The organism is Micromonospora sp. MW-13 (genome assembly GCF_003434305.1).
Lineage (GTDB): Bacteria > Actinomycetota > Actinomycetes > Mycobacteriales > Micromonosporaceae > Micromonospora.
This window is the reverse complement of sequence record NZ_QKKX01000046.1, coordinates 45077-60389: the sequence shown is the minus strand read 5'-3', so window position 1 is coordinate 60389 and position 15313 is coordinate 45077. Positions and strand designations below refer to the sequence as shown.

At 66.9% G+C, this 15313-nt stretch carries 6 protein-coding genes; 5 read left to right on the top strand and 1 reads right to left on the bottom strand.

Annotated elements, in window-relative coordinates; translation table 11 throughout:
- Window positions 1–7: 7 nt before the first annotated feature.
- The 5 genes from C5N14_RS21945 to C5N14_RS21925 all read left to right on the top strand — a co-directional run bounded on the left by C5N14_RS21945 (window position 8) and on the right by C5N14_RS21925 (window position 9059).
- Window positions 8–1936, top strand: coding sequence for an amino acid adenylation domain-containing protein (locus C5N14_RS21945; protein ID WP_243639903.1), 1929 nt, complete (start codon window positions 8–10; stop codon window positions 1934–1936).
- On the top strand, window positions 1858–5097 hold the full coding sequence (locus C5N14_RS21940; protein WP_117670140.1) for a non-ribosomal peptide synthetase: 3240 nt from the start codon (window positions 1858–1860) through the stop codon (window positions 5095–5097). Before C5N14_RS21945 ends, C5N14_RS21940 begins: the two co-directional genes overlap by 79 nt.
- Window positions 5097–6374 (top strand): MFS transporter, encoded by a 1278-nt coding sequence (locus tag C5N14_RS21935; protein ID WP_117670174.1) that lies wholly within the window; start codon window positions 5097–5099, stop codon window positions 6372–6374. Before C5N14_RS21940 ends, C5N14_RS21935 begins: the two co-directional genes overlap by 1 nt.
- Before the next feature lie 4 nt (window positions 6375–6378).
- Window positions 6379–7149 carry an aspartate/glutamate racemase family protein gene (locus tag C5N14_RS21930; RefSeq protein ID WP_117670138.1) on the top strand — a complete coding sequence of 257 codons (771 nt, stop codon included), beginning with the start codon at window positions 6379–6381 and terminating at the stop codon, window positions 7147–7149.
- A 704-nt stretch (window positions 7150–7853) separates the two neighbouring features.
- Window positions 7854–9059 carry a cytochrome P450 gene (locus tag C5N14_RS21925; protein WP_117670136.1) on the top strand — a complete coding sequence of 402 codons (1206 nt, stop codon included), beginning with the start codon at window positions 7854–7856 and terminating at the stop codon, window positions 9057–9059.
- A gap of 103 nt (window positions 9060–9162) precedes the next feature.
- Here the strand turns inward: C5N14_RS21925 and C5N14_RS21920 are convergent, their stop codons facing one another.
- Window positions 9163–15144: a non-ribosomal peptide synthetase gene (locus tag C5N14_RS21920; protein ID WP_165878188.1), complete on the bottom strand. Its 5982-nt coding sequence runs from the start codon at window positions 15142–15144 to the stop codon at window positions 9163–9165.
- Window positions 15145–15313: the final 169 nt, after the last annotated feature.

Here is a 15313-nt window from a genome sequence, read left to right as displayed (position 1 = left end):
AGCAGTCATGGCCGAGCTGGACGGATCGCCGATCGAGGCCGATTCCGATGTGATCGCTCGGGCCAACAGCACACGAGTCGACTTTCCTGACGGCGACTCGGCCCTCCACGCGCTCTTCTACTCGTGGGCCGACCGGGCACCGGAGCTGCCCGCGATCGTTCACCCCGGCGGGGAGCTGACCTACCGCGAGGTCGGCGATCAGGCCGAAGCCTTGGCCAACGCGCTCATCGCACGCGGGGTGGAACCCGGCGACATCGTCGCCATCGTCCTGCGGAAGGGCTGGGAGCAGGTGGTCGCGGCGCTGGCCACGCTGCGTGCGGGCGCTGTCTTCGTGCCCATCGATCCGGACTTTCCGGCGGCACGGATCACACATCTGCTCCAGCACTCGGAAGCGCGCTGCGTGATCACCCACGCGGATGTGGACGAACGCCTGCGCTGGCCGGAGAACGTCCGGCGGGTTCGCATCGACGAACAGCGGCCGGGCGACAGTCCGGTGTCACCTGTCGCCACGGCGCCCGATGACCTGGCGTACATCATCTACACCTCCGGGTCGACCGGTGCGCCGAAGGGTGTGATGATCACTCACCGGGGCGCGGTGAACACGATTCTCGACATCAACTCCCGGTTCGGGGTCCGTCCCGGCGACCGGGTGATCGCGGTGTCCTCCTTCACGTTCGATCTGGCCATCTACGACATCTTCGGCACTCTCGGTGCCGGGGCGACCATCGTCTTCCCGCCGCACACCGCGGTGCCGGACGCGGCGGTCTGGCTGGACACGATCAGCAAACACGACGTGACCATCTGGAACTCCGTGCCCGCGTTGATGGACATGGTGACGGAACTGGCACGAAGCCGAGGCGGCGATGCGGCGGCACTGCCCGCACTGCGTCTGGTGCTGCTGAGTGGCGACTGGCTGCCGCTGCCGCTGCCGGACCGGATTCGTGCGCTGGCCCCGGACGCACTGGTGGTGAGCGCGGGCGGCGCAACCGAAGGGTCCATCTGGTCCATTCTCTATCCGATCGGTGAGGTGGCGCCGGACTGGCGCAGCATTCCGTACGGAAAGCCGATGGCCAACCAGAGGTTCTACGTCATGGACCCCGACCGCAAGCCCTGCCCGATCGGTGTGGCGGGCGAACTGCACATTGGCGGCACCGGAGTGAGCGCCGGGTACTGGCGTGATCCGGAACGCACGGCGGCGAGCTTCGTCACCGACTTTCGCACCGGCGACGCCCTCTACCGAACCGGAGACCTCGGCCGCTACCTGCCCGACGGAAACATAGAGTTCCTCGGGCGCAAAGACTTCCAGGTCAAGATTCAGGGCTTCCGGGTCGAACTGGGCGAGGTGGAGTTCGCGCTGCGCGGGCACCCGGACGTGAAGGACGCCGTCGCCGTGGCCCGTCCCGATCCCGCGGGCGACCGCCGCCTCTTCGCCTACGTGACCACCAGTTCGGAGGATCTCGACGGTGATCACCTGCGGGAGTTCCTCCGTGAGAAGGTGCCGCGCTACATGGTCCCGGACGTGGTGTCCATCCTGGTCGCCCTGCCCCTCACGACCAGTGGCAAGGTCGACCGTGCCGCGCTCCCCGAACCGGCGCCCCGGTCGGATCGCCGCAGCGGCCCAAGGACGCCGGAATCGCCCATCGAGGAAGTCCTCGTGAGCCTGTGGGAGGACGTTCTCGGCGTGACCGCTTTCGACACCGAGGCGAACTTCTTCGAATCGGGCGGGAACTCACTGGGCGCCATGCGGCTCATCGCCGCGGTCAACGCCGTGCTCGGCGTGGAAGTGGCGGTCACGCAGGTATTCGAGGCGCCGACCATCCGGGAGTTCTGTTCCGTGCTTGCGCAGGACGAGCCGACATGGCGGAAGGTCACCGCGACGGCGGAACAGCTCCTACAGGAGGTTTCGATGTCCAGCGACACCGCCGCGCGGACATGACCGGAGGAAACACTGTGGGAGAAGGGCCAGCCGCCGCCTCGGTCGGTGAGTGGACCGGTGGCATACCCGCCCGGATCAAGGCGTGCGCGACGCGTACGCCCGATGCACCCGCCGTCCTGTTCGACGGCGTTTCGTGGACGTACCAACGGCTCGGTGAAACCGCGGACCGCATCACGCGCCAGCTCCAACGGCACGGTGCCGGACCTGGCACGTTCGTTGCCGTACAGCTGGATCGTTCTCCCTGGCTCGTCGCGACGATACTGGCGGTGTGGCAATCGGGAGCGGCTGTCGTGCCACTCGACTCCGACCAGCCACTCGATCGGTTGCGGCGCATGCTGTCGACCGATCCGCCGCGTCTCGGAGTGACCGATCACCGGCAGGCGGAGCTTCCCGAGGTGACAACGTGGCTCGACCTCGCTGCCATGTTGTCCGCGCAGGACGATCCCGCCATCGGTAGCCCGCCGTCGGTCCAGCCGGACGACATCGCCTACGTCTACTTCACCTCGGGTTCCAGCGGAACACCCAAGGGAATCGCCGGCATGCACGGCGGCGTGCTGAACTACTTCGACAATCTGTGCCTTGAGCGGTACATCGACGCTGACGACCTGGTGGTCCAGCTCGCCGCGGTCTCGTTCGACGCGTCGCTGCGCGACATGTTCTTCCCGCTCACGGTAGGTGCCCGCACCGTGATCACGCCGAAAGGCGGCCGGGACGCCGCTGCGGCGTTGCGGGTGATCGTGGACGCCGGTGTGACCGCCGTCCTCGCGGTCGTGCCCTCGCTGGTGCGTGAACTCGTCCGGGAGGCGGACAGGCTGGACACCACCGTTCCAGCGGTTCGGGTGATCCTGGTCAGCGGGGAGAAGCTGCACCACGCGGATGTCGCCGCGTTGCGGCGCGTCTTCGTGAACGCGAAGATCGTCAACATGTACGGGCCAAGCGAATGCACGATGACGGCCACCGCGTATGAGATACCCGGGGAGACGATCGGCACCGACGTGCCGATCGGGCAGCCGATCACCGGTGTGTCCGTACAGCTACTCGACCGGTTGCTGAATCTGGTCCCGGTCGGTCAATCCGGGGAGGTGTACATCGGCGGGGCGGGGCTGACCCAAGGGTACTGGCATCGCCCCGGCATCACCGCGGAACGCTTCGTGCCGAATCCCTTCGGCCGCCCAGGCGAGCGGATGTACCGCACGGGCGATACGGCACGGGTGGGTGCGGACGGATTTCTGGAGTTCCTTGGCAGGACGGACAACCAGGTCAAGATTCGCGGTCAGCGCGTGGAACTCGGCGAGGTCGAGGCCGCCTTGTCCGCCCTGCCCGCGGTCAGGGAAGCGGCGTGCCGGGTATGGGACGCCACGCTTGTGGCCTACGTGGCCTGGTCGGACACGACCCCGCAGCCGACCATCGGCGATCTGCGGGCAAGCTTGGCCAGCGCACTGCCGGACCACTCGATACCAACGACGTTCGTGTCGATGGACGCCCTGCCTCACAACCGAACCGGCAAGCTCGATCGTCAGGCACTGCCCGAACCTCCGGCGGAACGGTCCGCGCTGCTCGATGCGCCGACCGCCGCGAGCGATCCGCTTGAGGATGCCCTGATCGCGGTCTGGACCGAGGTGCTGGACGCGACCGTGGTGGGCGTCCACGACAGCTTCTTCGACCTCGGTGGGCACTCCCTGCTCGCCATGCGCCTGGCCGCCCGGATCTCCGACGTGCTGGGCACCGAGATACCCCTGCGGGCGGTGTTCGACGCGCCGACCGTGGCGGCCATGGCCGAGTTCGTCGGGCGGACGACCGGCGACCACACCCGTACGCCTGTGTGTCCGTCGCCGGACGGCAGTCCACGGCTTTCGCCGTCCCAGTCGCACATCTGGCACGTCGACCGCCACCTCGCCCCCGGCAACGCCTGCTACAACGTGGCGGGCATCTTCCGCATTTGTGGTGACCTGGACATCGCCGCACTCACCGACGCCATCACGGAGATCGTCCGCCGCCACGAAGCGCTCCGCACGGTGTTCCCCGACCTGGACGGCGAACCGACGGTCCGCCTGCACCCACCCGCACCGACCGCCCTGTCCGTTGACGATCTCGGTACCGAGCCGCAAAGCATGTTGACCGAGCGCATCCACGCCGTGGTGCAACGGGGTTTCGATCTCGCGAACGGACCACTGTGGCGGACCGGTCTGATCCGCCTGTCCCGTCAGGAGCACGTCTTCTTCCTGGTGGCGCACCACATCGTGTTCGACGGTCACTCGATGGGGAACTACTACCGAGAGTTGACCGAGTTGTATCGGGCATTCTCGTCCGGGCTGCCGTCGCCGCTGACCCCCGTGCCACTTCAGTACCCGGACTTCGCCACCTGGCAGCGTGCGCAACTCGAAGCGGGGACCTGGGATTCCGACATCACCTACTGGCGCAACCAGTTGGCCGAAGCGGTTCCGCTGATCAGGCTGCCGGACGGGTACCCCTTCACCGAGGACCGGTATCAGCGCCGACGGCACCGCGCGAAACCGCTGGGTGAGCAACGAACCCGGAACTTGCTGCGGCTGGCAGCCCGCTCCCAGGCAACGCCGTCCATGCTGCTGATGGCCGTGTTCCAGGCCGCGTTGTTCCTTGCTTTCGGCCAGGAGGCTTTCCACGTCGCGACGCCGGTGGCGAACCGTGCTCGTCCCGAGCGCAAGGACATGATCGGCTTCGTGGCGAACACACTGCTGATACGCGCCGACGTCACGGCGGATCTGACGTTGTCCGAACTGTTGGCGCGGGTCCGGGCCAGTCTGCTCGACGGTTTCGCGCACGCCGAGCCGCCACTGGAGAGTCTGCGCGGCAGCCTGGCGGAGTTCACTTCGGACGTTCACCTCGCACAGGCGCTGTTCAACATGCAGGAAGCGCCCGACGACGGCGGCGGGATTCCCGGGCTCACGATCACCCCGGTCGATCCGCCCGACGCCTGGTCGCGCTATCCGATCGCACTGTTCGTCACCCAGCGCCCCTCGGACATCGATCTGCACTTCGTGTACGACAGCGTGCTGTTCGACCCGGAATGGGCGGATTCGACCGTGCGAACTGTCGACCGGCTGATCGATTCCGTGCTCGACGGCGACGGCGACGACAACCGCGCCGACCTACCGATTTCCGTGTTCTCGAAGGACTCATGATGGACGCGACCCCCAGCGCACCTGGCACGCGTGTGGCAGGACGAAGCCAGTACCCGCTGTACGCGGTGCTGACCGCACACGGCATCTCACTCGCCGGCAACTCGATGACCTATCTCGCGGTGCCGTGGTTCGTGCTCGAGACGACGGGAAGTGCCACGCAGACGGGCATCGCGGCGGCGGCGTCGTTCCTGCCGATCCTGCTGTCCATGACCTTCGGCGGCGTCCTGGTCGACCGAATCGGCTACCGCCGGGCGAGCGTCATCGCCGACCTCTTCGGCGCGGCGATGGTGGCTCTGATCCCGCTCCTGCACATCGCGGGTATGCTGACGTTCCCGACGCTGCTCGCCCTCGTCTTCCTCGGGGCCGCTTTCGACGTACCGGGCAACGCCGCACGCGAGGCATTGTTGCCCGCGTTGGCGCAACGGTCCGGAATGAGCATCGAACGGGCGTCGAGCGTGCTGGAGGTGGTCGAACGCGGGGCGCGAATGGCTGGTGCTCCGCTTGCCGGTGTCCTGATAGCGCTGATCGGTCCGGTCAACGTGTTGCTGGTGGACGCGGGAACCTTCGTGCTGGCGGCGTTGATCGTCGCCGTTTCCGGAGCGCCGCGGTCCAAACCCGCCGCGACCAGGGAATCCTATCTGGCGGGCCTGCTGCAGGGTTTTACCTTCCTGTGGCGGGATCGGTTGCTGCGCTCGATCGCGTTGCTCCTGGCCGTGACGAACATGCTCGATGTGGCCTACGTCAGCGTGGTGCTACCGGTGTATGGCGATGAGGTGCTGTCGGGTGCGGGCGCAGTCGGCCTGCTCATCGGCACCTCGGCGGTCGCCGGAGTTGCCGGTGGTATCGCCTTTGGCGCCGTGGCCCATCGGCTGCCCCGCAGGCTGCTTTTCACCGTGGTCTTCATGCTGGTCGGGCTGCCCCGCTGTCTCGTGCTTGCCGCGGAACCCGCCCTGCCGTTGATCTTCATAGTGGTCGCGGCGACCGGGTTCTGCGCCGGGATGATCAATCCGATCCTGCGCACCGCGCAGTACCACCGGATTCCGGAGAACATGCGTGCCCGGGGGCTGGGCGCGATATCCGCCGCAGCCTTCGCGATGGTTCCACTCGGCCCGATCGTCGGAGGCGGTCTCATCTCCTACGCCGGCCTGACCGGCACCCTCCTCATCTTCGCCTGTGTCTACGCGGTGGCGACGTTCAGCCTCGTGCCCTTCAAAGTGTGGCGGGAAATAGATGCGACACCGAGCGGGTCACGAACGGATCCGCAGGAGAAGCAGTGAAGCGATGCCGGGTCTGAACAATGGCACCGGCATCCGGACCGCTCCGGTCGCCGGGATCGTCGGCGGCCTCGGGCCGCTGGCCGGAGCTCACCTGTACGAGCGGTTCGTCCGGTTGACCTCAGCCGAGACGGACCAGGGTCACTTCTCCGCCGTCCTGCTCAGTTGGCCGTTTCCCAGCCGGATCGGGCATCTCAGTGGGGTGCCCGGTGTCGAATCGCCTCTCCCCCACCTGGTCGCGGCGACCAGGTCCCTGCAGTCACTCGGATGCACAGTGCTGGCACTCGCTTCGGCGACAACACACGCCTACCGGGTGGACATCCAGGAGCGGACCGGCGCCACCATCGTCGATGGGCTGCGGGCGGCCACGCGGGAACTGTCCGTCCGCGGTGCCACCCGGTGCGTGGTGTTCTGCACGTCACCGACTCGGCGGCAACGCCTGTACGAACCTTCGTGGCCGGACGATGTCGAGCTGCACTACCCGACGAGCGCGGAGCAGGAAACCCTGGACCGGCTCATCACCGCGGTGAAGAGCGGCCGGACCGGTCCGGCCGAGGTGAACGTTCTCGACGAGCTCATCCGCCGCTACCGCGGACGTGGGTTCACCTCCCTGCTCGGTTGCACCGAGCTACCGCTGCTGTGGACGCCGGACGGACCGGACGCCACAGTCGTATCGATTACCGACGCGATCGCAGCGGCAGCGATTGCCGCGATCAGTGCGGCCTTTCATCGTGACGGGCCTGTTCACGGTACGTGCGGAGAGGCTTTGCCGGCATAGGACGAGGCTCCCGGTGAGGCAGCGGTCGACCAAGGTCCGATGCCCCAACCGGGAGCCTCGCTGTGCTGTCTCACCCGGCCGCGGTCGCACTGTTGGGCCTCGCCTCGCCTCGCCCACCCTGCCCGGCGCAGTGCACGACCTGACCGCCGCCCGCACCGGCCCCGGCTGTCCCGCCGCCGGAAGACCGTCAACCGCCACCACGATCGTCCAGGCCATCCTCGCCCTACCTCACGTCCAGGCCAGCCCAAACACACGATGAAAAGTGCTCAGAATAGCACGGATAAATCAAAAGGCGTGAGTCGATGCGTGAATCCACAAACACTTTTAGCTTCATCACTGCCAGGTCACTACATGGCGCGTGATGTTCGTCACTACCACTCATGTCGATCTGAATCTAAGATCGATCACCAACGTCTCCGGCTCGATGCGAGCAGGCCGGACGCCAATCTGTGACCACGGAGCGCCCCGGACCGTTCTTGCTTATCACCGATTCCTGCGCTTCTCGGGCACACTACCCCTGACCAGCCATTGATGGACGACGGCACATTCGATTGGTCGGCCAAGGTGTGCGGCCAATCGGCAGGAGTCGGCCTTGCACAGGCGAATTCACGTCCCGTAGCCGTCCTGCTTGACACCGGACGCGCCCGCCGGCGGGCCCACCGCCCAGCAAACCCTGATCCAGCTACAAGTAAGGGTTGAACCTCATGCCCAGCAGTGATCTCGAGAGCCAGCTGCCCGACCTGTCGGATCCCGAGCTCTACCGGGCCGTCGACCCGGTACCCCTGTGGACGATGCTCCGAGCACAAACCCCCGTGTTCTACACGCCGGTCAGCGATCGGGGTGCGTTCTGGTCCGTCCTGGAGCATGAGCCCGCCACCCGGGTCCTGACCGACCCGTCGACGTTCGTCTCCGGGAAGGGGATGCGTCTCGGCAGCGATCAGCCCGCTGCGGAGGCCGCGGCCGGCAAGATGCTCATCGTCACCGACCCGCCCCGACACGGCGCGATCAAGCGGATCATCAACTCGACGTACACACCCCGGACGGTGGCACGGCTGCGGGACACGATGCGAGAGGTGGTGACGGAGGCTTTGGACCTGGCCTACGACCAGGACGTCTGCGACTTCACCGACGTGGCGGCACGATTGCCGGTGGCGGTCATCTGCGACATGCTCGGCGTACCGAAAAGTGACTGGGACCTGATGCTGCGGCTGACCGCGACCGCTTTCGGGAACGATCCGCACACCAGCGTCGAGCAGATGAGGGAGGCGTACACCGACATTTTCCTCTACTACGACGACCTGGCCAGACAGCGCCGACGAAGCCCGGGCAACGACGTGACCAGCGCGCTGGTCAACGGGCAGATCGACGGAGCGCCACTGACCGACGAGGAGGTGTTCCTCAACTGCACCGGTCTCCTCTCGGGGGGCAACGAGACGACCCGGCACGGCACCGTTGGTGGACTCCTGGCGCTGATCGACAATCCAGACTCGTGGCGAGCACTCCAGGTCGACAGGAGCTACGTGCCGTCCGCGGTCCAGGAGATCCTGCGATACGCCAGCCCGGTGCTGCACGTACGCCGGACCGCGGTGCGGGACACCGAGATCGGCGGCCACGCCATCAGCAGCGGCGACCAGCTGGCCGTGTGGCTGCCGGCGGTGAACCGCGATCCCAAAGCCTTCGTCGATCCGGAGACGTTCGACATCACACGCTCACCGAACCGTCACTTCTCCTTCGGCCACGGCCCCCACTTCTGCCTCGGTGGTCCACTGGCGGTCACCGAGATGGAGGTGTTCTTCGAGGAACTGGTCCGTCGCACGGACCATGCCGAACTGGCCGGCCAACCGCAGCGCCTCACCTCCAATCTAGTCTGGGGATTCGAATCGATGCCGGTCCGTCTCGTGCCACGGTAAAGGCACCCAGCGGTTCTCGAACGCCCCCCGCACCCGCCCCGACTGTGCCGCCGTCAGAGGACCGTCAACCGACACCACGCCAGGATCCGCGCCGTCGGCGGGCTCAGTGACCTGGCAGCGGGCGGTAACCGACTGCGGTAATCAGTTCGGCGATCGTCACGTCGGTGTCGGTGACGATCATGTGCAGAACCGAGGTGACACACCTCTCGATGTCCTCGATCATGGCCGGGCTGTATTTGCTCCGGTCGTACTGCATCTCGAATTCGTACGGTGTCCCACCGTTGACGATCAGGCTGAGCGGGTAGTTGTTCATCTCGCGAACCCGCAGAGTTCGCGCGGACATGCCGCCCAGCGCGGTCCGGACCGGATCGTCGACCGGGTAGTTCCCGACCACCACGATGCTGTCGAACAGTGACTGCCGCGGCGGAATCTCGCTCCATGCGGTGATGTCCGCCAGTGAGGTCTGTTCGGACGGCATCCGGGTCCAGTCCGTCTGCACCTCCCGCAGCCAGTCGTCGAGCCGTTGATCACCACGTCCCAGCCGGACGCGGACCGGGAGCGTGTTGATGAACAGGCCGATCATCCGCTCCATCCCGGGCATGTCGGCCCGGCCGGACACAGTGGCCCCGAACACCACGTCGGTGGCGTTCGTGTACCGGCTGAGCATCAGCGACCAACTGACTTGGAACAGCGTGCTGGGGGTGATACGCAGGCGTCGCGCGCAGTCCTGCACCGCGTTGGACAACTCTGCCGGAAGCTCCCGGTGGTGAACGCCGTACCCGGTGGCGTCGGACGGCTCAACGGGCAACCTCGTCGGTTCGGTGAACCCCGCGAGGTAGTTCCGCCAGTACCTCTCGTCCGCGCCTGCCTTCCGAGCACCCTGCCATTCGATGAAGTCCCGGAACGGACGGCGGGCCGGCAGCCGCAACTCCGCACCGGCGACCAGAGCCTGATACACGGCCAGCGCGTCGCCGATGAGCATGGTGATGCTCCAGCCGTCGAACAGGATGTGGTGTGTTTCCACCAGGATGCGCCAGTTCGCGGGACCGCTCTTGATCAGAGTGACACGGGCGATCGGGGCTCGTTCGAGGTCGAAGGTGTTCCGCCTGCCCTCGTCGAGCAGGTCTTCCAGTGCCGACCGCTGTTGCGCGTGATCCCGGTCCGACCAGTCCAGATGCGTGACCGGGAGGTGCACGTCGCGCTCGACCACCTGGAGCGCCGGATACACGGCTTTCCACGTGAACCGGGTACGCAGCATGGCGGTCCTGCGGGTCACCTCCTGCCAGGCCTGATCCATCGCGTCCGCGTCGATGTCACCGAGTTCCCAGCTCGCCTGCGTCAGGTACACGTCGGCGTTGGCCGCGGTGAGCGTGTGGAACAGGATGCCCGTCTGCAACGTGGACAACGGATAGATGTCCTCGATGCCACGGCAGGAGCCGAAAAGCCGCTTCAGGTCCGCGGTGGACAGGCCGGTGAGCGGGTAGTCCGACGCCGTGCGCCCTCCGCTGTCCGGCAGGCGGCAGAACTCGGTGATCCGTTCCAACGCCCTGGTGAAGTCACCGGCGATGCCTTCGATGCGGCTCCGGTCGTAGACGTTGCGATCGTACGACCAGTGCACGACGAGGCGCCCGCCCTGGATCCGGGCATACGCTTCGATCGGGTAGGTACGCGGCCGGCTCGGTGCGTTTCCAGCCCGCAGCGGATCCGGTACCTGGCGGACCAGGGCGTCCCCGCCAGAGGGGGTGTCGATCCGGCCGAGGTAGTTGAACAGGACTTCGGCTTGCGGCAGATCGTCGATGCGGTGTTCGTCCGCGCGGACGTGCCGCAGCAGGCCGAGGCCGACGCCGCGGCGGGGAACCGCGCGCAATGTCTCCTTCACCGCGATCAGGCAACCACCGACGTCGGCGGGGTCGGGCAGGTCCAGGTAGACCGGAAAGACCGAGGTGAACCAGCCGACGGTCCTGGTGAGGTCGACGTCGTCGAAGAGCGGTTCCCTGCCGTGGCCCTCCAGATCCACCAACAGCCGTGGCGAACCGGTCCAGGCGCCGAACGCCAGCGCCAACGCGGTCATCAGCACGTCGTTGACCTGGGTCCGGTAGGCGTCGGGCACCTCCTCGATCAGGGCACGAGTGGTGTCGCGGGACACCACGGAGTCGAACTGCTCCACGTCGCCGTACGTGCTTCGATCGGAGGTCACCACGCCGTCACGAGGCAGGGACGGCAGCTCGCGGGGAACCATCGAGCGCCAATGGCGTGCCTCATCGGCCAGTTCGGGAGATCCGGCCAGATCGTGCAGGCGTCCAGCCCACATCTGGAAGGAGGTGGTCTTGGCGGGCAGCACCGGGTCGGTCCGGCCGTCGAGAAGCTGACGGCACACCGAATCGAAATCCTCGATCAGGATGCGCCACGAGACGGCGTCCACGCAGAGGTGGTGGATGATCACCAGCAGCACCGGCCTGGCGCCGTGACGTTCCAGGTACACCGCTCGCACCATCCGGCCCGCCACCGGGTCGAGGGATTCGGCCGCCCTTGTCGCGTAGTCGTCCAGCAGGACGCCGACGTCCAGGTCGTCGACAGTGTGCCGGACCAGCCGCTCCTCCGGCCGGTACGCCTCCACAGCCTGGGTCCAGGCCGCGCCGTCGAATGCCAATCTCGTCCTGAGCACGTCATGGTGCCGCACCAGGTGGTCGATGGCGGTGTCGATGATCTCGGCGGGTAGGTCCGCGGTGATCTCCAACGCCAGGTACTGCGTCTGGTAGTCCCGGCGGGGGTCCCCGACCGACACGAAGGAACGCTGGATCGGGGTGAGGTGCACCGGCCCGGTGACCTCGCCCTGCTCGGCCAGGCACCCGGCCACGTTCTCGTCGTCCGCCTCGGTTGCGACCGCGGCCAGTTCGGCAAGGCTCTGGTGCTGGAAGAGCTGGTTGGGGTGCAGCCGCAGCCCGGAAGCCGCAGCCAGTGACGTGACCTCGATCGCACGGATCGAGTCACCGCCGAGCGCGAAGAAGTTGTCGTGCACGCCCACCTCGTCCAGGCGCAACACTGTCTGCCACACCTCGCCCAGCACCCGTTCCACCTGGGTGCGCGCCGCGACCAACGTCGGACGGTCGGACGAAACGGTGGACAGCGGCAGTGCGGCCACGTCCACCTTGCCATTGCGGTTGAGGGGCAGAGAATCGAGGACGACGAACGCCGACGGCACCAGATAGCTCGGCAAGCGACCCGACAGGTCGGCACGCAGTGCCGCGGACAACCGGCCGGGGTCCGCCGTGTCGTGCGGGACCACGTAGGCCACCAGTCGCTTGTCACCAGACGGATCTTGCCTCGCCACCACGATCGCCTGGCGAACGGCGGGATCGGCCGTCAGGTGGCTCTGGATCTCGCCGGGCTCGATCCGGACGCCACGGATCTTCACCTGATGGTCGGTGCGGCCGAGGAACTCCAGCGTCCCGTCGGGAAGCCAGCGGACGAGGTCGCCCGTGCGGTACATCCGGCTGCCGGGTGCGCCGAAAGGGTTGGGCAGGAAGCGTTCGGCGGTCATGCCCGGCTGGTTGAGATAGCCACGAGCGAGTTGGACACCCGCGAGGTAGAGCTCACCGGCCGCACCTTGCGGAACGGGGCTCCCGGCGGCGTCGAGAACGTACAACCGGGTGTTCCACACCGCGCGACCAAGCGAGGCCTTCTCTGCTCCTGGCCGTAGGGTGCACCCGGTGACCTGGATAGCGGCCTCGGCTGGGCCGTACTGGTTGTGCAGCACGGCATCGAAGGTCCGGTGGAAACGGTTCACCAGGTCCGTGGTGATGGCCTCGCCACCGCAGATCACCAGACGCAGTCTCGCGCATTCCGCGGCTGCGGGCTCGGCGACGAAGAACCGCAGCATGGACGGCACGAAGTGTGCGACGGTGATTCGCGTGTCCCTGATCAGCTCGGCGAGGTATTTCGGATTTCCTTGCTCACCGGGCCGGGCCAGCACCACCGCGGCTCCGGTGCTGAGCGGCCAGAAAATCTCCCACACGGACACGTCGAAGCCGAACGGTGCCTTCTGCAGCACACGGTCCTCTGCGGACAGACCGTGTTCGGCCTGCAACCAGGTGAGGTAGTTGACGACGCCCTCATGCGGCGTGACAACACACTTGGGACGGCCGGTGGAGCCCGACGTGTGAATGGCGTACGCGAGGCTCTCCGGAGCGGTGGTGCCGACCGGTGGCGTGGTGGGGTACTTCTCGGTGATGGCCCAGTCGCGTTCGAAGACGTAGGTCCCGATGCCGTCCACTGCGGGAACCGTGGTCTGCTGGGCCCGGGTGATCAGCATCGCCGCACCGGCGTCGGTGAGCAGCGAAGCCAGCCGGTCGACGGGCTGGTCCGGGTCGAGCGCCAGGTAGACGCCACCAGCCTTGAGGACGGCGAGGACGGCGATGACGAACTCGGCGGACCGCTCGATGCAGACACCGATCGTCGACTCGGTCTCGGCGCCGAGCGCCCGTAGGTGATGGGCCAGTGCGTTGGCGCGGTTGTCGAGTTCTCGATAGGTCAGCCGGAAATCCTCGGCGATCACCGCGATCGCGTCCGGAGTACGTTCTGCTTGCGCCTGCACGAGTTCGTGCAGGCAGCGCCCACCCGCACCCGGCCGGTCGGTGTCGTTCCACTCCTCCAGGACACGGACGCGCTCCCGCTCGGCGAACACCGGCAGTTCGGACAGCCTGCTGTCCGGGCGGGCCACGATTCCGTCGAGCAGGGCGGCGAAATTGTCGGCGAACCGCTCGATGGTGGGCTTGTCATACAGATCGGTCGAGTACTCGATCTGGCCGACGAAATCCCGACCGACTTCGCTGAACATGATGGAAAAATCGAATTTGCTCGTGCGCGTCGCGACAGGCAGGGACTCGACGTGCAGGCCAGGCAAGGTCAGGTCGTCGCCGTGTACGGAGGTTCGCCCCGCCGAAGGAACCCGGGCCGAATCAAGGTTCTGCGGTTCGTAGACCTGGAAGTTGACCTGGGCCAACGGTTGCACGCTCAGATTGCGCGTCGGCTGCAGTTCGTTCACCAGCTTCTCGAACGGCAGTTCCTGGTGGTCGTAGGCGTCGAGCGCGGTGTGGCGTACCCGCCTGACGAGTTCGGTGAACGGTGGATCACCGGCCAGATCGGTTCTGAGCACCAGGTTGTTGACGAAGAAGCCGATCAGCGGCTCCAGTTCGACGTGGCCACGGCCGACGACCGGAGAGCCGACGACGATGTCGGTCTCGCCGCAGTACCGGGAAAGCTGCACCTTGAACGCGGCCAGCAGCACCATGAACAACGTCGCGTCCTGTGCCGCGGCGACTGACCGCAACAGCGCCAGAATCGGCTCGGGCACGGTGAAGACGTGCTCCGCACCGCCGAAGGACGGCACGGCACGGTGTTGCCGATCCGCGGGCAGGGTGAGCATCTGGGGTGCGCCGCTCAGTCGGTCGCTCCAGTGGGTGAGTTCCCGCCGCAGGCGTTCGCCGGACATCGTCCGGCGCTGCCAGACGGCGAAATCCGCGTACTGCACGGCGAGTTCCGGCAAGGTCGGCGAGGCCCCGTCGCGTGCCGCGGCGTACAACGTGGTGATCTCCCGGAACATCACACCGAGCGACCACGTGTCGGTCACGATGTGGTGCAGCGTGATCAGCAGGACGTGGTCGTCGGCGGCCAGTTCGATCAGTTTGAGCCGGAGCAACGGGCCGGTTTCCAGGTCGAAAGGAACCCTGGCCTCGGCCATGGCCAGGCGGACGGCTTCGGTTTCCCTGTCCGGCATCCCGGCCAGACTCACTGCCGGGATATCGACAGGACGGGATGTGCCGATCACTTGAACGGGGGTTCCCGCACGTACGGCGAAGGTGGTCCGCAACGCCTCATGGCGGGCGACCACGCCCGTGAACGCCTTCCGCAAGGCGGAGCGGTCCAGTGGGCCGCGCAGCCGGTAGGCCAATGGCGCGTTGTACAGACAGCGGTCAGGCAGCAGGCGGTCGAGGGTCCACAGCCGTTGCTGGGCGAACGAGAGCGGCAGGTCCGCGGTCCGGTCGGCCGGGGTGATCCGATTCGAGTGGCCCTCCCGGGTGAGCATGAGATCCAGCAGTCGCTGTCTGTTCGCGACCGATCGAGCTTGTGGAACTGCGCTCATCCTGCGATGCCCTCGCTTCCGACGCCGCGTGAGGCGGACTTACCAGGTTCGGTGCCCACTATGGCTCTGCCTGCTGGTACGGCATCGACACGTTCGTGGTCGGCCGACTGCG